Source organism: Paenibacillus lentus (assembly GCF_003931855.1).
In the GTDB taxonomy this organism is placed as follows: Bacteria; Bacillota; Bacilli; order Paenibacillales; family Paenibacillaceae; genus Fontibacillus; species Fontibacillus lentus.
This window is the reverse complement of the sequence record NZ_CP034248.1, coordinates 4,117,350-4,138,973: the sequence shown is the minus strand read 5'-3', so window position 1 is coordinate 4,138,973 and position 21,624 is coordinate 4,117,350. Positions and strand designations below refer to the sequence as shown.

Below are 21,624 nucleotides of genomic sequence, written 5' to 3'. Positions count from 1 at the left end.
CAAAAAGTTTTCGCTAATAACTTGTTTCCGCTGAAATGCTGCGAGAATGCGTATCAATTGCCACTTGCCACCCATTATTTTGACATTGTAGATATATTGTTCTATGAAGGAACATACTCCTCATCAGATCCTTCTGCTTCAAGACAAATATACAATACTAGCGACAGCAAGATGTACCACTTATCTTATTCGTATTACCATGGTTAAGACATAAAAAATATACACTTTAAGCAACCAAGCTGCCTCAAGTGTTAAACAGAGACCCGTAAGAAGGACACTTTGAAGAAAGTGAGCCTCTCACGGGTCATTTGTATTTGTTTATTTCGTCCTCAAGCTTCTGATCAGTCCAATACTGCTGCCATATGCGCCTTCGTAACCGACCAGTGGGAGGTATCCCAATATTTAGCTTTGTCTTTAATGAAAATAATTTGTGGCGATTCATGCTTGACATTTAAATCCTCGGCGATCTTGTTGGACACGGGACGGGATTCAATTACTTTCACTAGCGTATAATCCAAATCCTGATTAGGTGTGTCCTGCAAATATTGTTCATATTCATGAAGTGCGTTAGAGCTAACCGGACATGTCGTACTATGCTTTAAAATAACTTGTCCGCGCTCCGTTGATCTACCTATGATCTCATTCCACTCTTCAAGTGTTGTGATTTCTTTCCAGTTCATAGATGTATACTCTCCTCGCTAATTGTAATCATTCGATTGATTGAATTTTAACATTCTCCTGCCCGTAGTCAAGTGGGTGACGAAGCAGGAAGGGTGTTGTAAAGGCCAAGAGAATCTTGCACATTTGAATGTTCGTTTGTCTTGGCATATATTCTTGCCTTTTTGTTGTTTCCTGTATTTAACAAAAAGGATTATAATCATGGGTAAAGGAAGGTGGTTGAGCTTTTGTGATCGACCTATATTAACGATTCAGTTCTGCCGAGGAAATATACTTGGATTACTGATGGGCAAGGCTCAAGGATATGTACGTTCTGCTTGTTCATCATAAGGAGGGGGAGTTTATTTGTGAATTATATAATTAGGGAGGCTACAATTTCTGATTGTAATTCATTAAGTCAGTTAAGACGCAACTATCAAATCGAGAAATTACTGAAAAACAAATGGAGGAGAGATTGAATTTTGTAGCTCAGAGTCCTTTTGATTCTTTGTATGTTTATGAAGAAGGAGGGAGGATATTAGGTGTTTTAGGATTTAGAATTCGAGAGAACATAGAAGATGTTATAAGATTTGGCGAGATTTCTGTAATAGTAGTAGATGCAGAAGTAAAACGAAAAGGCATCGGTAGGACTTTAATGAAATATGCTGAAGATCTTGCTAAACAAAATCAATGTAAAGGAACTTGGTTAGTAACCGGACATAAAAGAATAAATGAAGCACATAGTTGTTATAAGGAACTAGTATGAGGACACTGGGGTAAGATTCGTAAATTATTTTTAGGTTACTGACCCGCTTAAGAAAGCAAATATGATTAAAGATTTAATTAAATACGCCCCGGGCTTGTCGGTAATAATGCGGGAAGAGAGTGGTCGCATTGTCTGTAGTTCATGGAGTCCAAGATATCGATCTCTTCATAACAATTTAGAGAGAATGAACAGAGTGGAAAGTAATGAGAGGGATTTGAGAGTTACAAAAGGGAGAATTACAATGAAGACAATACGAAGTAGAATAGGTTCATTTATAGCCTATGCCATGCTGTCTATTGTGATAATTACTATGATTGCTTGTTGGAATGAACTTGGAACTTTGTTCAATTCCGGGAATTATGATAATGAGGATAATATGGTGGAAACCATAATGGCCAAAACAGCGACTCCAGGAGTGGCTGTGATAGTATCAGAGCAGGGTGAGACAAAATATAAGTTTTACGGATATGCAGATGTTAATAATAATAAGATGGTTCGTGAAGAATCATTGTTTGAATTGGGATCAACGACTAAGGCGTTTACGGCATTGGCCATCATTTTGTTAGCAGATGAGGGATACTTATCTTACTCAGATTATATTTCAGATTATATTCCTTGGTTTGAGCCAACCTTTAAGGGGGAGAAGGTTAATATTAGTATTAATCAGTTGCTAGCACATACAAGTGGAATTCCGTCATGGAGTATTCGGTTAATACCAGAAGGAACTACAGAGGATATGCTTGAAAAGACCATACATAATATTTCAGACATTGCACTAGATACATACCCTGGGACAGAATATAATTATGCAACCGTTAATTATGATGTTTTAGCGATGATTATTGAAGAAGTTACAGGTAAAAGTTATCAGGATTATGTGACTGAAAACATACTGGTTCCATTAAAAATGATAGACAGTTATTTTTCAACAGGTCAGGAAAAGGAATCTGATAAACTTACTAAGGGATATCGTGTTTTTTTTGGAAGAAGCTTAGAATATGATGCCCCTAGATACTATGGTAATATTGCAGCAGGATATTTGGTAACAAATTCAAAGGATATAGGACGTTGGATTAATGCCCAGATGGGAATCGACGAGATACCGGATAATCTAATGAATGCTATTCAAAAATCCCATGAAATCGACATAAAAACGGCTGGATATGAAGAAAAAAATCAATACTATTCATTTGGATGGACTATTGATACTAAAAATAGAGTTGTTAGTCATAATGGAGCTAATCCTAATTATTCCTCACAGGCTATTATTGATTTAGAAAAGCAGCAGGGCATTTTTGTACTGGCTAATATGAATTCAACTGCACCTTCGCTAATTGCTAGTAATACATATGAGAATATGAATGGAAATCATATGAATAAATTTAATTATGATGATGTGTATCTATTAATTGATTTGGTATTTTCATTCTTAGTAATAATAGCTGTCGTTATCTTATGTTTTCAAGCCATTAAGCTCGTTAGAGGAATAAAGCCAATTATTAATGATGAGAAGACGAGGTTTAGAAAAATAACAGCAAATAGTATCGCACTAATCTTAAGAGTTATGCTATTGGTATTGGTAATTATTTGGCCATTTTTATTAAACTTAGACTATTTAATGATTGGGGTATGGATGTCGTATTCAGTATATATGTGGATAGGTCTTACTACTATCAATTGTATTTTATCGATAATAATTAATATTAGAAAAATGGCAATAATTAGAAGTGGTTTGTAAAAGACAAGAAAGATGTCATCGAATTGCTAAGCCTTGTTATCTCCCCTTTCGTTGTCAGATGTATAATCATGGTAGATATAGCAGACGACAACAAACAACCCAGCCTAAGATAAGAGCTATCGAAGGGCTGGGGCGTTTCGTGAATACAAGAACGTTAGGTAAAATCATGCATAACAGATTAATGAAAGCGGTGATACAGCAGCAATGGAAACCATATTATATTTTGTTAGACATGCTGAATCTGTATTTGTTGAAGGTAAGGAAAGAACTAGAGGATTATCAGAGCAAGGAATGAAAGATGCAGAAACGATACGAACTGTATTGAAATCGGAAGACATAGATCTGTTTGTTTCAAGTCCCTATGAAAGATCAATAGAAACGATCCGTTCAGCAGCAAATGAATATAGAAAGGAAATAGAAATAGAAGAAGATTTAAGAGAAAGAACAATTGGAGATTTCTCACCCCGTACATTTAAAGAAGCAAAGTTTCAAGTTTATAAAGCGATGGACTTTGCTTTTCCAGGGGGAGAGTCTAGTATTGAAGCGCAGAAGCGAGCGGTAAGAGTCATTACAAGTATCATTGATAGAAACTTAGGAAAGAAGATAGTAGTTGGAACTCATGGTGACATTATGACATTGATGCTGAATTATTTTGATAAACAATATGATTATATCTTTTGGGAATCGACCTCGATGCCTGATATTTATAAGCTTAGATTAGAAGGAAATGAATTAATAGAAGTTATAAAAATGTGGGAGTAGTTCCTCGTATATGAATTACTTTTGGAAATGTACGACTGGGATGAGCAAAAAACAAAAGACTATTTGAGGGTAACTCATTAGATGTTGTCTAATGATAGATTTGGAGTTTCTACTAGAATCATTAACAGAGATATCGATGTGCTTTTTGTAGCAGAAGTGGTATACAGGTACATTGTGTCTTTTGGATGTTTTGTTGAAGTATTGGAACCGGAAATGATATATGATATAACATTAGGGAGGTTATGGTATGTTAGATTCGATTAAGGGACTATTTGAAGATTGGCAATATACTAGAGGAATTGTGAAGAGCTTCGTTCAGGAGTTAAGTGATACAGATCTGGATAAACCGTTTCCGAGAAAAAAGTTAAACTCGATTAGAAAACAATGCGAGGAGCTTGTTCAGATTCAATCCTGCTATATTAAAGGAATACAAACGGGTGATATCAGCTTTAACTACGATAAAGTTGCTGATAATTCAAAAAGCGGACTTCTAACAGAGATGGAAAAATACGATTCTATACTTGAGGAAATTTTGGAGAATTGTAATGGGACAGAAATCATTAACTGGCATGGTCAAGACTGGAATATTCATCGTCATTTATCAGCCATGACAGGACATGAACAAATGCATATCGGTCAAATCATTGGCTTCTGTTATGCAACGGATATCCAAATTCCACAGCAGATCGTAAATGAAATGGCATTGGATGGTTAGATAATAATAAGATTGTGAGATGTCAGGTAGCGACGTTCAACATACTTTGACCAGCCGCCGGTTGAGCGGTAAATATGCCACTGAGGCTATCAAAGCAGGTAGGGTCTCAATCCATTGCCTAGGTTCTAAGGCGGTATGAAGGTCAGGGCAAAGTGCTGCTTTTACTTTGTTTAAATGGAAGCTCTGTAAAGTATGGCAAGAAGAATTGATTGATTTGGGTTTAAAACTTCAGATGGTAAATATAAGGAAGAGAATATTCAACAAGGGATTGAAGAACATCAAGTGTAGAAATTACTTGGTGTTCTTTTTGTTTAGTAGTGAATTGATTGTAGCAATCGTAGTAGTTTGGTACATCATTTAACACCTGTTATAGATTTCTTAGTATTTCAGATGCAGGAATCGCTATGCATTCATTCTGAGTGTGATACTGATTATAAATGGGGAGAGTGCAATATTAAATAAACAAAGACATATGAGAGCATTTATTATCTTTTTACTCGCTATAGTGACACTATATATTTTTCTAATAGAGATGAATAATTTCATGAGTGAGTCAAAGTTAAATAAAAAAATTCAAGTAAAGCAAGTAGCTAAGACCGAGATGTTTAAAGCACTATATATCAGAAACGAATCGGGTGTATTTGTCGATTGGATAAAAGTAGAATTAAGTGAGGTTGATATTAATAATATTGTAAATTGGATTAATTCTGTACCTGATTCAGATGTTATAGAGTTGAATCAAATGCAATCAAACACAAACATCAGCACAGGGATTGTTTTTAGATTAAAGGATAGAAATGAAATAAGAATTCAATATGATCTAGAAAGAATTTATATAACAAGAACAGATGTGAGGACTGACCAAGTAATCTATACAATCACTCAAAAAAACTTAAAGGAGTTCTTAGATAAACAGCTTAAAGGCTTTTATTTTGGGGAAGACAAGGTAAAGAAATTTTTAATGTAATCTAAGAAGTGAAAAATAAAACTATTAAAAGCATAGGATGAGGGAGACGTATGGAAATATTCAAACAAGTACCACTATATAGATACTTGGCGCTCTGTAATGAGAGTGGACTGAAGAGGACTGTATTAGATTGCGGGGCTGGAGGAGATTCACCGCCATTAAGTTTATTTGCAAGTTATGGATACACAACAAGTGGAATAGAATTGAATATTGAACAAATTCAACAAGCCAATCAATTTGCAGAGAAGAGAAAACAAAAATTAAATATACAACAGGGTGATATGAGAAACTTGCCCTTAAATGACGAGTCATTTAGCTTTGTATACTCTTACAATTCGATTTTTCATATGAAGAAAGAAGATGTGAAGAAGGCATTAAATGAAATGAAAAGAGTGCTTCAACCCCATGGATTAATGTTCGTAAATTTTCTTACGTTAAAAGATTTTCGAGTTGGTGAAGGTGTAGATTTAGGAAATAACCAATATGAACAAATTGAAGATGATGAGCCTGTAATCCATTCATATTATGACTATAATGAGGCAGACTTGTTATTTGATGAGCTGAAATTGATTTATAAAGAAGAACGAGTTGTAGAAAGAATATATGAGGGCAAGAAAATTCGACAAGGATTTATTGATTATACTCAACTTTCGCAGCTTGAAATCGGCAAATAAGCCTTGATGTAACTGGGCAAGCCAGCGATCCATTGCTGTAGTTGTGTTTGAATGAGTGTTGTGATCTTCTTACTGGCTTTCTTGGAGATATCTTCGATTAATTCAATCAGTTGTTTTAAGGCTACAGCCCAATCTAGCTGACCTACTTCATCACATAGCAAATAAAACAAGCCACCAAGCGTACGGTTGTCGGTACTTTGTCGGTGTTGCCACGCTAGCAAAATATACCGTGAAAAAACAATCGTGGTATGGCTGATAAGGAGATCATATGAGCGTCCTTGAAACTCTTTTTGTAGGCGCAGTAAGGATTTGGCACACTTAAAGAAGACTTCGATATCCCAGCGAATGCCGTATATCTGAATCATTTTTTCTTCCGAAATCGTTAGGTCGGTGCATAGAATGGCAAGCCATTCTTTCTTTTTTGAGCGGTGACGCACGAAAACCATCATGACTGGAATCCCTGGAGACAACTCGGTACGGATAGAGCGTAAGATTCCCTTGTTTTTTCCTTGAACAGGGATGGCTTCATAATAAAGTTCTTGCAAAGATAATCGGCGTTCGTCAACAAGATAACGCTTCTTATCCGCTTTGACCATGCCGATCACATCTAGGCCTCGATCAACGATGGCTTGGATTAATGGAGCATGTGTGAACCAACTATCCATTAGCACGTATGAAGCCTGCACACCAGCGGAAAGCGCACGATCAATCATCGATGGAATAATTTCAGGAGCAGGAAGCAAAGCTTCGACCCGACGCTTGTAGCCAGACGTTCTCTTGTCGATCCCTTGCATGATCCCATTTATTTGCGATTTCATCGAAGCTAGCAAGGAGAAGTCAACGGGAATAAACGTATGACCATCCGACCAGCCTAGCGTAAGCATCCGAAATCCTTTATAAAAGGAACCCGTTGCATGATCTTTAAATCGAGAAAGCAGTTCAACCTTCTTGCTACGATTGCGCTCAAACATGGAGTCGTCAACAACAAATGCAGACATGCGATCTTCACCTGTCAGTGGGCGAATTTTATCGATAGTGGAGGAACTAAGCAATGACAGAAATTTGCGCCATGCATAGCCGCTGTGATTCAGGAATCGATAGATCGCATCCTTCCCAGGAAACGTATCACCTTTCTCGCTTTCCAACAGGCGGAACCAGTTTTTGTGGTGAAACAAAAGGACAAAGACAAGCTGGAATAAAAACGAACAGGTATAACCAAATCTCTTTTTAAATCCAGCTGTTCTTAAATGTTGCAATACTTTCAGCTCTTTAAAAGCGGGTTTAATTTCATTTGGAAGTTGATTTTGTAATATGCTTTGCTCTATCATGTAGAGGACACCTCTTCTGTATGGTAGTGATTGATTCGACACTCTCACTTTACCAAATGAAGCGGTGTTTTTCTATTATTGCAACATCCATATTCTAATCAGGGTTTATCTAATCACATCAAGCAAGTAAGCCGATTTTCGCTCTGCGAAAGTTGAGATTATATATTAAAGAAATAAAAGTGAGAGGAGAAACTGATCTTTTCATCAGATTTCTTTTATGTTGAATTAGTGAATTACGAGGATCTGATCTAGTTATTGATAAATCGAAAAGAGGAGCGGTATGAGAAAAAATCATTTAATTATTTCGTCAACGATGCTCTTGGCTTTATTTTTAATTATAGCTGGGTGCAGCAATCAAATTAATAAAGAAGAGAAAATTGCTTATATATCTGCGAATATCAACTCAGAAAACGAACGGGTATTTGAACAAATTGGTTTGGGGATTTTATTTGATTATAAACTAAAGTTACCATATGCAAATCAAAGTTGGGTAACTGTTTGGCTTGAGGGGTATAAAAACGGGAGTACTGAACCTATTCATCTAACTGAAATGTCCTATGGATTAAGTCCTAATGAAATTGAAGAAGGTCATATGGGGTTTGGAATTATAAACCCTAGTAGCGATAATCCATCATTCTTTTTATATTCTCCATCAGGAAACATCCCCCCTCATACTATAGATGACATTAAATTCTCCATAAGAGGAACTATTAGTACCTGGGATTATGCCATTGGTAGTGGACCCATTGGTTTAGAAACGGAAGAAACCAAAATACTAGCAGTTTATCGAGTAGGTGAGCGTACTTTAAGAACTTATGACTATCAAGAATTGAATTCAATAAAACAAATGATTGACGAGGACTTAACAGTCTTATTATTGAAAATAAAAGTGGAAAAAAGAAATGATTACTGAAAACCGTGTTAAGATTCCCTGTAACAAAACAAGGGTAGTTAGAATGCTCATGTAGAACTACTGTATGGAGGAAGAATTAATGAGAACCATTTTTAGAAATTATGATCATTCTTATTACGATACAGTTTGTAACTTCCTGATAGAAATATCTAAAGACGACCGCAGGCATATGAATTGGAATTGGTCCAGATGGGAATGGATGGTGTTTCACCCTGATTTTAATAATGAATTATCAAATAAAATAGGATTATGGTTTAATAACAATGAATTAGTAGGTATGACAACCTATGACCATTATTTTGGCGAGGCATTTTTTGCAGTTAAGAAAGGGTATTCAGGTCTTGAAAAAAATGTATTAGAATATGCCGTAAATAACTTCAGCGATGGAGATGGCCTTGGAATTGCAGTTAATGATACGGATACGAAAACAATAGATTTATTACGCAGTTATCAATTTGAAAGAAATAACAACATAGAAAACATACTTGAGTGTACGTTCGAAAGTTTTTGCTTTGAGTATGCTATCCCTCAAGGAATCGTAATAAAAAGCCTTGATCTTAAAAGTGATTTGTATAAACATCAAAAAGTACTATGGTTGGGATTTGGACATGATGGGATGATGCCCAATGATGAAACGACTATTAATCAGCAAAAAAGAATGCTTTCAGCGCCTCATCTAAATTCATACTTGCATACTGTTGCAGAAAATGAAGAGGGTGAGTATGTTGCCTATTGTGGTTGCTGGTACAATTTGAATACGGATTATGCTTATATCGAGCCAGTGTGTACTATCCCTCAATATCGAAACAAGGGGCTGGGGAGAGCGGTTCTTTTGGAGGCATTGAAAAGATGTGGCACCCTAGGGGCGAGAAAAGCGTATGTTATCTCCGATGATCATTTTTATAAGTCATTAGGCTTTTACCAGCACTCACATTATACTTTTTATTGGCATAAATAAAAATAAAACCAACTTACTTTTATGCCGTCTGTAGCCAACCCAGCCAAGATTAGAGCAATTTTGGTTGGGTCATTTTGTATTTCTTCATATGATCATCTAAGAATGATTTGTACATACCTGTGTAAAGTATTTTTTGATTCAAACAGCATAGATATTTAATTGAGCATTTTGCATTAACCTGAGCCCTTGCTAGACAAAGGTTTTCAAACATAAAAAAAGGACTTCACCCCAACTTGGAGAAGTTTTCAAGTGACAAAACAAGAAAACCCAAGGGGGAGAAGTCACTATGTATATTCTACAAGAAAGTCTATTTTCCTTTGAAGAACTTCAAAAACTTGAATTTAAAGAACGTTTGCCTATCTTCTTCAGTGCCCTGGACTTACGGCCATATGCTAAAGATTTGAGAAGTCATTCACCCCGAGGTGCCGATGGGCACTGCCGACAAGGGATTCTTCGCGCATTGCTTGCAGCGCCGCTGGAGAACATGGATACATTTAGTGGCTTGCATCGTCGTCTGGATATGGATCTTCGTTTCCGTTACCAATGCGGACTCAGGCTTGATCGAAAAGCTCCATCAATCGCCACATTAAGCCGCGTTTTCACTGAGCTAACGAATAAGGGATTGGCAAAACGTCTGTTTGAGGATCTCGTCACACGCTGTAAGCAGGAAGGAATCATCGATGGAAGTCACGTGGCGATGGACAGCGCAGCGATCCATGCCTACGAGAAGAAACAGCCGAAGCGCAAAAGTGAGCTGACGGGGAATGCCAACTGGGGCGCGAAGTTTGACTCCTTTGGTAACAAGGTCAAGTGGTTCGGCTATAAGCTTCATCTTGCTGTCGACACCGCTAGCGAACTGCCCCTGGCCCTCTCGGTTACACCGGCTCATGTCAATGACGGTGATCTGGCACCCGCTCTTATGGAACAAGTGGCTGCCGATGCGAAAGTGAAGTTCTTTGTGTTTGATGCTGGGTATGACCAACTTAAAAACTATGAAGCGGCACGGAAGCTCAAAGCGCAAGCGATTATCCCGATGAATCTTCGCAATGAGAAGGAACCGCCTGCAGGTATAACATCTAACGGTACACCTTGCTGCTCCATGGGTTTTGCCATGACATACTGGGGAGTAGATGGCGATCACCTGAAATTCCGGTGTCCCCATGCGACCGGCAAGGTGGATTGTCCGCTGGGGATGGCAGCCTGTTCATCTTCCAACTATGGAATGGTGCTCAAGGTTGATACAAAAAGCGATTTGCGCCGTTATTCAAGTCCGCACCGGAACACGAAACGTTGGCAAGAACTTTACAAAGAAAGAACGAGTGTAGAACGCTGCAACTCCCGAATGAAAACCTATTTGACCGCAGACGCCATGCATGTTTGGGGCATAGAGAAAGTCATAACTCACCAATATTTAAATGCAATTGTATTGCTGGCTTCTGCCCTGGCAATGGCTCAGAAATACAGAAAAGTCGCTGCTTAAAATTTTGAATGCGCAGAAAATTCTGCAGGTCTGCCCATTTTTGAAAACCGAGTGGATTTAGCTGAAAATGCACCACCAACTAGGTCTAGGTTCTGCTATTCAATTCTCAAATAGGGAATTATGCAAAATGCTCAAATATGAAAATAGCGACAAAATTAATTTCGTCATTTATCATTGTATCTATATTAGCGGGTGCTTTGGGTGTATTCGGTTTAAGGAATATGCAGAGTGTGGATAAGGATTATACGCATTTATACGAAAACTATGGCGTGTCACTTGGAGATTTGGGTTCAGCCGGTATCGACTTTAATAGTATCCGGGTCAGACTGACCAATATTCTGCTAACGGATGATATAGAAGAGAAAAAAGCGCTAAATAATGAAATTCAACAAATAGAAAAAGTAATGGAGAGTAACCTCGATAAATTTGGGAATTCCATCCAAACAGAGAATACATATGAAGCTTATATGTCATTGCGGAATAATTTGGAGCAATACAATAAGGCCCGGGACGAGGTTATCAACCTGTCGCTCTCTGGCCAGAATGAACAGGCGATAGCTATGCTTATAACTGAAGGAGACCAATACGCAAGGGATACTGAGAATGCCATCCAGGATATGTTTGATTTAAGAAAGAAAAATGGGGCCGAGATATCTAGACAACTGACGGTTCAAACGGAAAGAACCGGTATTATTATGGTTATTGTTATTGCCTTGATAATGATAGTATATATTGGATTTGGCATATTCATTTCCAGAATGATCAGCAAGCCAGTTAGAAAACTGGTTGACTCAGCAGATAAGATTGCCGATGGGGATTTGAACGTAGTATTCAAAATGCAGCTGAGCAGGTTGCTACAGGTTCGAAGCAAGTGTCCGCAATGAGTGTTTCTTTGTCGCAAGGGTCAACGGAACAAGCCAGCTCTGTGGAACAATTGACGGCCTCTATTGAAGAGATTGCTTCACAAACCCGTCAAAATGCAGATTCTTCGAATGAAGCCAACGAGCTTGCAGAAGCAGCGAAACAAAATGCGATTATCGGCAACAATCAAATGAAGGAAATGCTAAGCGCCATGGACGAAATCAATCTGGCTTCGGAAAATATTTCAAAAATTATTAAAGTCATTGACGAGATTGCCTTCCAGACGAATATATTGGCTTTGAATGCGGCTGTTGAAGCGGCAAGAGCCGGACAACACGGCAAGGGCTTCGCAGTCGTCGCCGAAGAGGTTCGGAATCTTGCTGCAAGATCTGCAAATGCAGCCAAGGAAACGACCGAAATGATAGAAGGGTCGATTAAAAAGGCCGAGGGCGGGACGAAAATTGCGAATGAAACGGCAAATGCGCTCCAACAGATTGTTGATGACGTTGCAAAGGTTGCCACACTCATTGGTGATATCGCTACGGCATCTAATGAGCAGTCCATCGGAATCAATCAGATTAATCAAGGTATCATGCAGGTTTCTCAGGTAGTGCAGACAAACTCGGCTACATTGGAAGAAAGTGCAGCTACAAGTGAAGAACTGGCTAGTCAGGCAGCTCTGTTGGAGGAGCAGGTCAACCGGTTTAATTTAAAAAGCCAGGGCGGTTCCCATAAAGCAATTGAAGATATCAGTCCTGAGCTCCTGGAATTGTTCGAGAAAATGTCTGAAAAGAAAGCTGGATATCAATCTAATAACGAATCCAACAGCGATGCTGCAGTTGCTAAACCTACGAAAATTGATTTAAGTGACAGTGAATTCGGCAAATATTAAGGGTTGAGGTGCGGAGAGAGTCCAATGGCTCTCTCTTCCGTTTACTGTGGGGTGAAAGTATGTTTGAAATATCGGATAAAGAATTTCGGCGAGTTGCCCACTTCATCAAGGTGAATTATGGAATTCACCTGAATAATGAAAAAAAGATTCTTGTTGTGGGAAGATTGGGCCAGGTTATGCAAAGGCTGAATATCAATAATTTTTCAGATTATTTGGACTATATCATAGCTGATAAGAGTGGGGAGGCTGCCAAAACCTTTATAAATCAGATGACAACCAATCATACCTTCTTTATGAGGGAGGCAGACCACTTCAACTACTTCAGGGATACCGTTCTTTCCTCTCTATTGCCCAGGGTTAGGGATAAAGATCTGAGGGTATGGAGCGCCGGTTGTTCTTCGGGAGAAGAACCTTATACCTTGGCTATCCTGATTGATGAATATCTTGGAAGTGCACGAATTGGCTGGGATACGCAGCTTCTGGCAACGGATATTTCCGAGAAGGTGTTAAATCGAGCCAAGAAAGGAATATACAGCAGTGAAGCAGTCGCTCTATTGCCGAAACGATGGAGGCATTCCTATTTTAAACGGCATGCGGACAACCACTATGAAGTGTCAAACAAAATCAAGAAAGAAGTTGTGTTTCGACGATTTAATTTAATGGAGTCGTTTCCGTTCAAGAAGAAATTCCATGTTATTTTTTGTAGGAATGTGATGATTTATTTTGACGCTGACACAAAAATGAATTTGATCCGTAAATTTTATGACAGTTTGGAGCCCGGAGGATATCTATTTATTGGGCACTCTGAAACTATAAATAGAGAAGACACCAGGTTCAAATATGTGATGCCGGCCGTTTATCGAAAAGAGTAACGATTTGGAGTGTTGCCCGTATGCTGGTGGGAGAAAAAATCAAGGTTCTGGTTGTGGATGATTCTATGGTATTTCGCGAAGTCATTTCCAGAGGGATTACGACCGATCCTCAAATAGAAGTAATTGCCACGGCAGGGGATCCCTACGAGGCGAGGGATAAAATTTTGAAATATCATCCGAATATTATGATCTGTGATGTTCAAATGCCGCGAATGAATGGGATTGAATTTCTCAGGAGGTTGCTGCCCCAATATTCGCTTCCGGTAATTGTGGTAAGTGCTATCAGTACATCTGTGTTTGATGCTTTGAATGCTGGTGCGATTGATTTTATATCCAAGCCGGATTCTCAACTATCTAATGTAGAGAACTTTATAGAAGAACTGATCGAGAAAATTAAGATTGCCTCCAAAGCTAAAATGGTACATCCTGTAAAGAACTCCATGTCAGAGGTTGCAGGCAGCAATCCTTCAATGGCTACTATGAAGTCGGCTGCTTCAAAGCAGACTACGACGAAACTGATTGCCATTGGTGCTTCTACAGGTGGAACAGAGGCGATACAAGCGATATTAAAATCGCTTCCACACGACATACCCGGTATCGTCATTGTTCAGCATATCCCCCCGATGTTCTCGAAAATGTTCGCGGAACGATTGAACAAGACCTTTCCCTTTCATATAAAAGAAGCGGAAACCGGAGATAGGATTGAAAAGGGGAAAGTTCTTATTGCCCCAGGCGATCAGCATATGCGTGTCAGAAGAACCGGGGATCAGTTCAAGGTGGAGTGCTTTCACGGGGAGAAGGTGAATCGGCACTGTCCCTCGATTGATGTGCTATTTGAATCGGTGGCCAAGGAGGCCGGAAGCCAGTCAATCGGCATTATTCTGACCGGTATGGGGTATGACGGAGCCAAAGGGCTGCTCTCCATGAAGCGCAAAGGCGCCAGAACGATTGGGCAGGATGAGCAATCCTCAGTTGTATATGGAATGCCCAAGGTTGCCTTTGAGCTTGGGGCGGTGGAGAAGCAAAGTTCATTGTCCAACATTCCACGGGTATTAAGTATGATGTTGTAATTGAAGCAGGTGTTATTTGAGCACGGAGTTAAAGCAACCCGTACCAATTAGGTACGGGTTTTACTTTTTTGACTATTCGAAAAATAAATATACCTCATCCCGCCGAAATTGGACAAAAACCTAAGTTTTTGACGATATGAACTTTAGTTTATTACAAGAATGGGCAGGAACCATCTGATAAAATAAAATTTGAAATACCTTCCAATTACAATAATGGAAGGAAGTGATAATTTATCAGTGTGACCTACTACGGGCTGCGTTGCAGCATAGTTACGCTAATGAAAACGCTAAGGAATAGTTTAGCTAAAAAGGAGGAGTAACAATGAAACAAAAGAGAATGAAGTTATTTGTTGCTTTTTTACTTTGCTTTGTACTTACATTGCCTGGAGTAGTACATGCTCAAACGATTACTAGTAATTCCGTCGGCACTCATGACGGTTACGATTATGAATACTGGAAGGATAGTGGAAACGGAACTATGGTCCTCGGTAGCGGCGGTACGTTCAGTGCCGAGTGGAGCAATATCAATAATATTCTATTCCGTAAAGGCAAGAAATTCAACGAGACTCAGACACATCAGCAGATTGGAAATATGTCAATAACGTACGGAGCAACTTATCAGCCAAACGGTAATTCATATTTAACTGTTTACGGGTGGACGGTTGACCCGCTTGTAGAATTTTATATCGTCGATAGCTGGGGCAGCTGGCGTCCACCGGGAGCATCGCCAAAGGGCACCATTAATGTAGACGGCGGAACTTATGATATCTATGAAACGACCAGAGTCAATCAGCCTTCTATTAAAGGTACGGCAACTTTCAAGCAGTATTGGAGTGTCCGGACATCGAAGCGCACAAGTGGAACCATATCCGTTAGTGAGCATTTTAAGGCGTGGGAACGTTTAGGGATGACCATGGGCAAAATGTACGAAGTTGCGCTCACAGTAGAAGGTTATCAAAGCAGTGGAAGTGCGAATGTGTACAGTAATACACTTACAATCGGCGGCAGCGGTACAAATCCAAGTACAGGTACAAAAGTGGAAGCCGAGAGTATGACAAAAAGTGGTCAGTACACTGGGAATATCAGCTCGCCGTTCAACGGAGTCGCTTTATACGCCAACAATGATTCGGTGAAATTCACGCAGAATTTCACGACGGACACTCATAACTTTTCACTCCGCGGGGCTTCGAATAACTCGAACATGGCCAGGGTTGATTTGAAGATCGGCGGACAGACGAAGGGAACCTTCTATTTTGGCGGGAGCAGTCCTGCGGTCTATACTCTAAATAATGTAAGCCATGGGACAGGAAATCAAGAGGTTGAACTCGTGGTAACCGCCGATAACGGGACATGGGATGCTTTCATTGATTATTTGGAGATTCATTAAAATCTACGAATGGTAAATGATTCTTTTGAGTTTTGATTTGAACTCTGAGAGTTATTCCAAGTAAAATCCCTGCGGGATCTAAACCGCCGGGATTTTGTGGATACCCCGGCTTGATTGAAGTGGTTCGAAATGACGGAACAACTATATTAGTATTTAATCGCGAGGAGGTATTATGATGTTCAAAGCAAAACTAGCAAAAGGTGCATTGGCTTTTGCGCTTTTCAGTACGTTGTTTTCCATTCCAATGGTGCCAGCCGCCAATGCTGCCGATGCGAATTGCCCGAATGGTTACGTAGCCCTGACATTCGACGATGGTCCAAATCCTAATAACACGACAAATCTGCTCCATGCGTTGAAGCAAGCCGGATTGCGCGCAACGATGTTCAACGTCGGGCAAAACGTGCAGAATAACCCGTCTCTTGTACGAGATCAAGTGGCCGCGGGCATGTGGGTCGGCAATCATTCTTATACACACCCGAACCTAACGTCAATGAGCAGCTCGCAGATATCTGCGGAAATCACTCGGACGCAGCAGACGATCCAGTCGATTACGGGAACTGCTCCAAAGCTATTTCGTCCGCCATACGGCGCGACTAATGCGACTTTGAAATCCATCTTGAATCAAAATAATCTTACCGAAGTGTTGTGGAACGTTGACTCTCAGGATTGGAATGGTGCCAGTACTGCCCAGATTGTAGCCGCAGCGGGGCGAATGCAAAACGGCGATGTGATCCTGATGCACGAGCAGTACCAAACTACACTTCAAGCGATCCCGCAGATCGCACAGAACCTCAAAAGTCGCGGCCTTTGCTCGGGCATGATCTCGCCAAGCACTGGTCGGGCTGTTGCACCGGACGGCGACCCAGCTCCTTCCCCAGGCACAGGAACGAAAGTGGAAGCCGAAAGTATGAGAAAAAGCGGTCAGTACACTGGGAATATCAGCTCGCCGTTCAACGGAGTCGCTTTATATGCTAACAATGATTCCGTGAAATTTACGCAGAATTTTACGACGGACACTCATAATTTTTCACTCCGGGGGGCTTCTAATAACTCCAATATGGCCAGAGTCGATTTGAAAATCGGGGGACAGACGAAGGGGACCTTCTATTTCGGCGGAAGCAGTCCTGCGGTTTATACCCTGAATAATGTAAGCCATGGGACAGGAAATCAAGAGGTTGAACTCGTGGTAACCGCCGATAACGGAACATGGGATGCTTACATTGATTATTTGGAGATTCATTAATAATGCGGAAGCGGTAAATGATCCTTTTAAAATTCTGACTTGAATTCTGATCGTTTTTTAACAAAATCCTGGCGGGATCTTTCCTGCTGGGATTTTTGTAGGTATTCTTGGCAGAACTGAGAGCTGTTGGTGAGCTTTCTTTCAACAATAATCTGCAGACTATTTACTTGCTACATATAGACTTTCCAAATCTCCATCAGACTCGCCAGCATATACAATACGTCCATTTCGTAAAATAGCAGCTTGATGCGAAAGTTTTTCCGCCAGTCCCATGATATGGGTGGATAAGAGGATAAGAGCCCCCCGCGAGCAATATTGTTGTAATGTATCACGCACGATAATGACTTGATCTGGGTCAAGTCCATTGGTCGGCTCATCCAGAAGAAGGATATCTGGTTCGTGCAGCAGCTGAGATGCTAATGCGACCCGCCTGGCTGTTCCTTGAGATAAAGCGCCAATCGGGTAGTTGCTGTAGGATTCTAACAAAAAATGCTTGAGCCAGTACTGTATAGATTCCTCCAGTTGACCAGTGGGGACATCGCGCAGTTGGCCGATGAGTCGCATTATTTCGATCACGGTTAGAAACGGATACTGAAACGGAAACTCCATCATATAGCCAATACGTTTTTTATATTGCTGGTCCTGCCAATGCACTACTTGTTGGTTGAGTAAAATGCTACCTTGCTGTGCCGGCTTCATCCCTGCTAGCAAATGCAATAGCGTCGTTTTACCTGCTCCGTTGGGGCCGAGCAAGACTGTAATTTCTCCTCCCTGCAGGGTCCAGTCGATGTTGTGCAGGATGGGCTTGCCTTCGTAAGCATAGCTGACTTGCTTCAATTGAAGGGACAGCGCTAAATTTTTTTTCATCATTATTATTCTCTCCTCATATTGGAAATTTGACAGGAAGACTGCTAGGTATACGGCGGTAAAGTTGATAGAATCCGAGTTGTATAGCTACGGAGATGAATAAAAATAAAACTAGATGCGCGTGATGCAAGTATATTAGCAAAAACATGCAAAGTGTAATTAACAACTGAGCGTGCAGTGAAATACGCCCTTGAGTTGTAAAGTGGTATCCAACCAGCAAACTGAATGAAATAAACGTGGAAGTGAGCAACAGGCTCTGCGCACATAAATAGGGAAACGACCATGCCGTCCAAGACCAGGCTAAGCGGGATTGCCAGACTAAGGTGTGAACGATTGATGTACTTATGCCTATTGCCCCATAAAAAAGCCATTTTGCCCTTAATCCTCTACGCCAGGCATCCAAGGTAGCGGTGTATAGTGCTAGTCCCCTGCCTTCGTTAACAAAGCTTCCGATCACCCAAACGTCGCTGATCAGCCAGAGCAATAGGGCTGCGCCTACCGGGACAACTATCGTGGTATCAACTGCTGCATAATAGGTAAAGAGCTGTAATAAACATACGGAAATAAGTAAAGGAAACATATCTTTGAAGCGGGTTAAAAAATAAATCTCTTTACGAAGTAACGGATAGCGGGACAGGATATGCTGTTTGGCGCAGGATTCAGCCGGTGGCGCTGCGCTTATCATGAGTGGCCAAGTGAAGTGTGACGCTCGGTAAGCGGCGTAGTATTGCAGAGCGGTAATGACAATTGCAACAATCAACCGGACCACAGATATAATGGGCAGCATCATAATCGAAAGATTAAGAGCCAGTACGGGTTAATATCAGTAATGCTAAAGACAGCGCTCTGGTTTTTCGCTTTCTCGTCATTTCTCTAAGCGCTACGAAGCAATAGACTACCAGTTCTGCACAAGAGAGTCCAAGAAACAGCATTAGGAATGCTAGTTCGATGCTATAAGACGGGGACCAGAACAACTGACCAAGCAGTATCCAGACAATCGCTAGAACAATGGGGGACTTTTTGCAAAGCATATATGATGTTAAAAAGCCAGGACCTCGTCCTAGCGACCATAAGAATCGCATTTCCGCCATCATCAGGCTGGCGGCAAACAGACTGATGCCGACGATCATGCCAAATATCCCCCAACTTGCCGTAATAAATGAGGGTGAGAAGCCTTTGGCAGCTAACATTGTAGTGAACTGATACATCCCACGGGGTAGAAAAAGGAGGAGCAACAGTGTTATAACGCAGTCACGCCATGTGATATTCTTTATTCGAACGAGATAAATGGATGCGTAAAGCTTTAAGCTTGAGCTCATTTTAATTTTCCCCTATCAAGAAATTGGTTAAGATTGCCAATGGTTATAATAATGATACCTATATTAAACATTTTATTCAATAACAATACTTTGAATGCGGAAGTCGAGCTGAGAGCCTACCGTCTGATGGTTAATAAATATGCAATCATGGAAGAAACTAAGTTAATAAGCAACCCGGCCTAGGTTATGCGCTGTCCAAGTGGGGGCTGTTTTCTAAAATACGGATAAACTAAATTTCCCTAAGATGTATATTTGTCGCAATAGGGTCTACCGTCCCCTGGCTTACAGATGTATAATCATGGAAGAAGCTTAGACAACAAACGACCCAGCCTAAGAGAAGAGCACCTAGGCTGGGTCTTTTTGCAATTAGGAAAACAGGTGAAGGAGACTTGTTGATGTTCTATATGAACCGATTTTAGTCGGTCTAAAACGAGAAGGGTATGAGGAAACGGGCTTAAGAAGGGGAATCAAGTATGAATGTCGTCGGCTTCAGTCATGTCACGATAAATGTAAGTGACTTGGATAGGTCATTGGATTTTTATTGTAATTTATTGATGATGAAATTGAGGCATCAAGGAAAAGCGGATGCTTATCTAGAGTGGGGATCGGCCTGGATCTGCCTGATTCAAAGACCAGGATTGAATAAGAAAATAGAAAAAGGTATGGGCGTCGATCACGTAGCATTTTATATAAACGAAGATGATTTTCAGGAAGCAGTAAGCGTGATTGAGAGAAAAGGCGTAACTATTGTAAGAGGCCCGATAAAGAGAGGTAAAGGCTGGAGTATTAATTTTTTGGATCCCGATGGAATTGAACTAGAATTACACACGTCAAACTTGGATGAACGCATGGAAATTTGGAAGTAGGATGTGCGCAACCAGGTATTGTTAGGGCAGAACATTGCAAGGGAGGTTATTTTGATGAAGGTTGAATTAAAAGAGCTGAGAGAAGCAGAAGGTCAAGATATTTTTGAGATGATACAAGAAATAGGCCAAGGGGAGAATGGTTTTACACCCCATTTTCCGGATCATGATTTTGAAGAATTTAAAAGAAGTTTGCCGCAGTTTGTTAAAAGCTTGAAGGGAATAGAACTCCCTGAAGGTTATGTGCCTGAGACGATTTATTGGTTGTATGTTGATGATAGACCTGTGGCATACGGGAAGCTCAGGCATCAATTAAATGAGAGTTTGCTTATGTATGGAGGCCATGTTGGGTACATCGTTAGGCCAACTGAGAGAGGTAAGGGATATGGGAAGCTTGTTCTCAGCAAAATGATTGAGCAAGCAACTAAACGAGGTATTTATGAGCTATTAATTACTTGCGATGAAATCAATGAACCCTCCAGGAAAGTAATAGAAAGAAATGCTGGGGAGCTTGATTCCATAACAAATGGAATTTGTCGATATTGGATCAAGTTAGACGCACGATAATTTTGGGGCTATTTATGCGAATGGTTGATATTGCAAATAACATCGATTGAAATGGAGGGATATTCATGGACTTTGGGTTATTAAAAGCTAGAATCAGTGCTACTTCAAATAGGATTATTGAAATTGGTGGTAAAGTCCCGGAATTAGTAATTGATGGACCCGCAAGAGAAATTGATATTTTAAAAGTTGAAGAAGAGCTAGGATCCAGACTGCCGTATAGTTTCAGAAAAGCGATGTTAGAGTTTTCGTCTAACTTTAGTTTTTGGTGGTTTTTACCCGATGAATATAGCTTGCCTGATAATTTAAGGGAAATATTCGGGGGGACACCTCATTTGGGATTAAACCTGATGGTTGATTTGGATAAAGAGAGGAAGGAATGGGTCGAAAATGTTTTCTTTAATCCCAATGATCCATACGATAGAGTTTGGCATAATAAGTTGGCTTTTTTAAGTGTAGGGAACGGAGACTATATCGCGTTTGATCTAAATGGGGATGAGGATCCACCAGTTGTATATTTAAGTCATGATGATGGGAATGGGCACGGATATACGCTAGGAAGAAATTATATTGATTTTCTTGACAGATGGTCGAGGCTTGCTTTTGTGGGTGGAGAAGATTGGCAGTGGCTGCCTTTCGTAGTTAATAAGAAGGATGGATTAAACCCTCACAGTGAAAATGCTGAAGAGTTTAGAAAGGGCTTAGGATTAAAAATATAATGGTTACTA

The 21,624-nt window shown here is 40.2% G+C and carries 21 protein-coding genes and 1 pseudogene; 18 read left to right on the top strand and 4 right to left on the bottom strand.

The genetic code is table 11. The annotated features are described in order from the left end of the window. Positions 1 to 341 precede the first annotated feature (341 nt). On the bottom strand, positions 342 to 680 hold the full coding sequence (gene ytxJ, locus EIM92_RS18700) for a bacillithiol system redox-active protein YtxJ (RefSeq protein ID WP_125084110.1): 339 nt from the start codon (positions 678 to 680) through the stop codon (positions 342 to 344). Between the two features lie 345 nt (positions 681 to 1,025). On the opposite strand from ytxJ, the pseudogene EIM92_RS18695 reads away from it, so the two are divergent. From EIM92_RS18695 to EIM92_RS18670, 6 genes and pseudogenes are all read left to right on the top strand, one after another. Continuing rightward, positions 1,026 to 1,457 (top strand): annotated as a pseudogene (locus EIM92_RS18695) (GNAT family N-acetyltransferase). Positions 1,458 to 1,664: 207 nt separating this feature from the next. Continuing rightward, positions 1,665 to 3,161, top strand: a complete 1,497-nt coding sequence (locus EIM92_RS18690; RefSeq protein WP_164515155.1) for a serine hydrolase domain-containing protein — start codon at positions 1,665 to 1,667, stop codon at positions 3,159 to 3,161. Positions 3,162 to 3,365: 204 nt separating this feature from the next. After that, the gene (locus EIM92_RS18685) at positions 3,366 to 3,923 is read left to right on the top strand and encodes a histidine phosphatase family protein (RefSeq protein ID WP_125084108.1); all 558 of its coding nucleotides are present in this window, start codon (positions 3,366 to 3,368) and stop codon (positions 3,921 to 3,923) included. 247 nt (positions 3,924 to 4,170) lie between these two features. Continuing rightward, complete coding sequence (locus EIM92_RS18680) at positions 4,171 to 4,638, top strand: DinB family protein (protein ID WP_125084107.1); 468 nt, start codon at positions 4,171 to 4,173, stop codon at positions 4,636 to 4,638. A gap of 544 nt (positions 4,639 to 5,182) precedes the next feature. Further along, entirely contained in the window at positions 5,183 to 5,605 is a 423-nt protein-coding gene (locus EIM92_RS18675; protein WP_246021054.1) for a hypothetical protein, read from the top strand. A gap of 50 nt (positions 5,606 to 5,655) precedes the next feature. Next, positions 5,656 to 6,279 (top strand): class I SAM-dependent methyltransferase, encoded by a 624-nt coding sequence (locus tag EIM92_RS18670; RefSeq protein ID WP_125084106.1) that lies wholly within the window; start codon positions 5,656 to 5,658, stop codon positions 6,277 to 6,279. Here the strand turns inward: EIM92_RS18670 and EIM92_RS18665 are convergent. Next, complete coding sequence (locus EIM92_RS18665) at positions 6,249 to 7,607, bottom strand: IS4 family transposase (RefSeq protein ID WP_125081064.1); 1,359 nt, start codon at positions 7,605 to 7,607, stop codon at positions 6,249 to 6,251. The two genes, EIM92_RS18670 and EIM92_RS18665, sit on opposite strands and share 31 nt — an antisense overlap. A gap of 280 nt (positions 7,608 to 7,887) precedes the next feature. On the opposite strand from EIM92_RS18665, the gene EIM92_RS18660 reads away from it, so the two are divergent. From EIM92_RS18660 to EIM92_RS18625, 9 genes are all read left to right on the top strand, one after another. After that, positions 7,888 to 8,520, top strand: a complete 633-nt coding sequence (locus EIM92_RS18660; RefSeq protein WP_125084105.1) for a hypothetical protein — start codon at positions 7,888 to 7,890, stop codon at positions 8,518 to 8,520. Positions 8,521 to 8,599: 79 nt separating this feature from the next. Then, on the top strand, positions 8,600 to 9,478 hold the full coding sequence (locus tag EIM92_RS18655; protein WP_125084104.1) for a GNAT family N-acetyltransferase: 879 nt from the start codon (positions 8,600 to 8,602) through the stop codon (positions 9,476 to 9,478). Positions 9,479 to 9,764: 286 nt separating this feature from the next. Next, positions 9,765 to 10,958, top strand: a complete 1,194-nt coding sequence (locus EIM92_RS18650; RefSeq protein ID WP_125081308.1) for a transposase — start codon at positions 9,765 to 9,767, stop codon at positions 10,956 to 10,958. Positions 10,959 to 11,095: 137 nt separating this feature from the next. Beyond that, positions 11,096 to 11,842 (top strand): MCP four helix bundle domain-containing protein, encoded by a 747-nt coding sequence (locus EIM92_RS23945; RefSeq protein ID WP_211344389.1) that lies wholly within the window; start codon positions 11,096 to 11,098, stop codon positions 11,840 to 11,842. Continuing rightward, positions 11,839 to 12,711 carry a methyl-accepting chemotaxis protein gene (locus EIM92_RS23940; protein WP_211344388.1) on the top strand — a complete coding sequence of 291 codons (873 nt, stop codon included), beginning with the start codon at positions 11,839 to 11,841 and terminating at the stop codon, positions 12,709 to 12,711. The genes EIM92_RS23945 and EIM92_RS23940 overlap by 4 nt, the downstream gene beginning before the upstream one ends. A gap of 59 nt (positions 12,712 to 12,770) precedes the next feature. Further along, the gene (locus EIM92_RS18640) at positions 12,771 to 13,583 is read left to right on the top strand and encodes a CheR family methyltransferase (RefSeq protein ID WP_125084103.1); all 813 of its coding nucleotides are present in this window, start codon (positions 12,771 to 12,773) and stop codon (positions 13,581 to 13,583) included. A gap of 20 nt (positions 13,584 to 13,603) precedes the next feature. Beyond that, the gene (locus tag EIM92_RS18635; protein WP_125084102.1) at positions 13,604 to 14,653 is read left to right on the top strand and encodes a protein-glutamate methylesterase/protein-glutamine glutaminase; all 1,050 of its coding nucleotides are present in this window, start codon (positions 13,604 to 13,606) and stop codon (positions 14,651 to 14,653) included. A 322-nt stretch (positions 14,654 to 14,975) separates the two neighbouring features. Beyond that, positions 14,976 to 16,040, top strand: a complete 1,065-nt coding sequence (locus EIM92_RS18630) for a glycoside hydrolase family 11 protein (protein WP_125084101.1) — start codon at positions 14,976 to 14,978, stop codon at positions 16,038 to 16,040. A gap of 175 nt (positions 16,041 to 16,215) precedes the next feature. Next, positions 16,216 to 17,283, top strand: a complete 1,068-nt coding sequence (locus EIM92_RS18625) for a polysaccharide deacetylase family protein (protein WP_125084100.1) — start codon at positions 16,216 to 16,218, stop codon at positions 17,281 to 17,283. 159 nt (positions 17,284 to 17,442) lie between these two features. Here the strand turns inward: EIM92_RS18625 and EIM92_RS18620 are convergent, their stop codons facing one another. Both EIM92_RS18620 and EIM92_RS18610 read right to left on the bottom strand, forming a co-directional pair. Continuing rightward, positions 17,443 to 18,153: an ABC transporter ATP-binding protein gene (locus tag EIM92_RS18620; RefSeq protein WP_125084099.1), complete on the bottom strand. Its 711-nt coding sequence runs from the start codon at positions 18,151 to 18,153 to the stop codon at positions 17,443 to 17,445. Positions 18,154 to 18,950: 797 nt separating this feature from the next. Beyond that, positions 18,951 to 19,280 (bottom strand): hypothetical protein, encoded by a 330-nt coding sequence (locus EIM92_RS18610; protein WP_164515154.1) that lies wholly within the window; start codon positions 19,278 to 19,280, stop codon positions 18,951 to 18,953. A 662-nt stretch (positions 19,281 to 19,942) separates the two neighbouring features. Between EIM92_RS18610 and EIM92_RS18605 the strand changes: the two genes are divergently transcribed. The 3 genes from EIM92_RS18605 (at position 19,943) to EIM92_RS18595 (ending at position 21,615) form a co-directional block, all read left to right on the top strand. Then, positions 19,943 to 20,335 carry a VOC family protein gene (locus EIM92_RS18605; RefSeq protein WP_125084096.1) on the top strand — a complete coding sequence of 131 codons (393 nt, stop codon included), beginning with the start codon at positions 19,943 to 19,945 and terminating at the stop codon, positions 20,333 to 20,335. A 54-nt stretch (positions 20,336 to 20,389) separates the two neighbouring features. Further along, on the top strand, positions 20,390 to 20,899 hold the full coding sequence (locus EIM92_RS18600) for a GNAT family N-acetyltransferase (protein WP_125084095.1): 510 nt from the start codon (positions 20,390 to 20,392) through the stop codon (positions 20,897 to 20,899). Between the two features lie 65 nt (positions 20,900 to 20,964). Continuing rightward, positions 20,965 to 21,615 carry an SMI1/KNR4 family protein gene (locus tag EIM92_RS18595; protein WP_125084094.1) on the top strand — a complete coding sequence of 217 codons (651 nt, stop codon included), beginning with the start codon at positions 20,965 to 20,967 and terminating at the stop codon, positions 21,613 to 21,615. Positions 21,616 to 21,624: the final 9 nt, after the last annotated feature.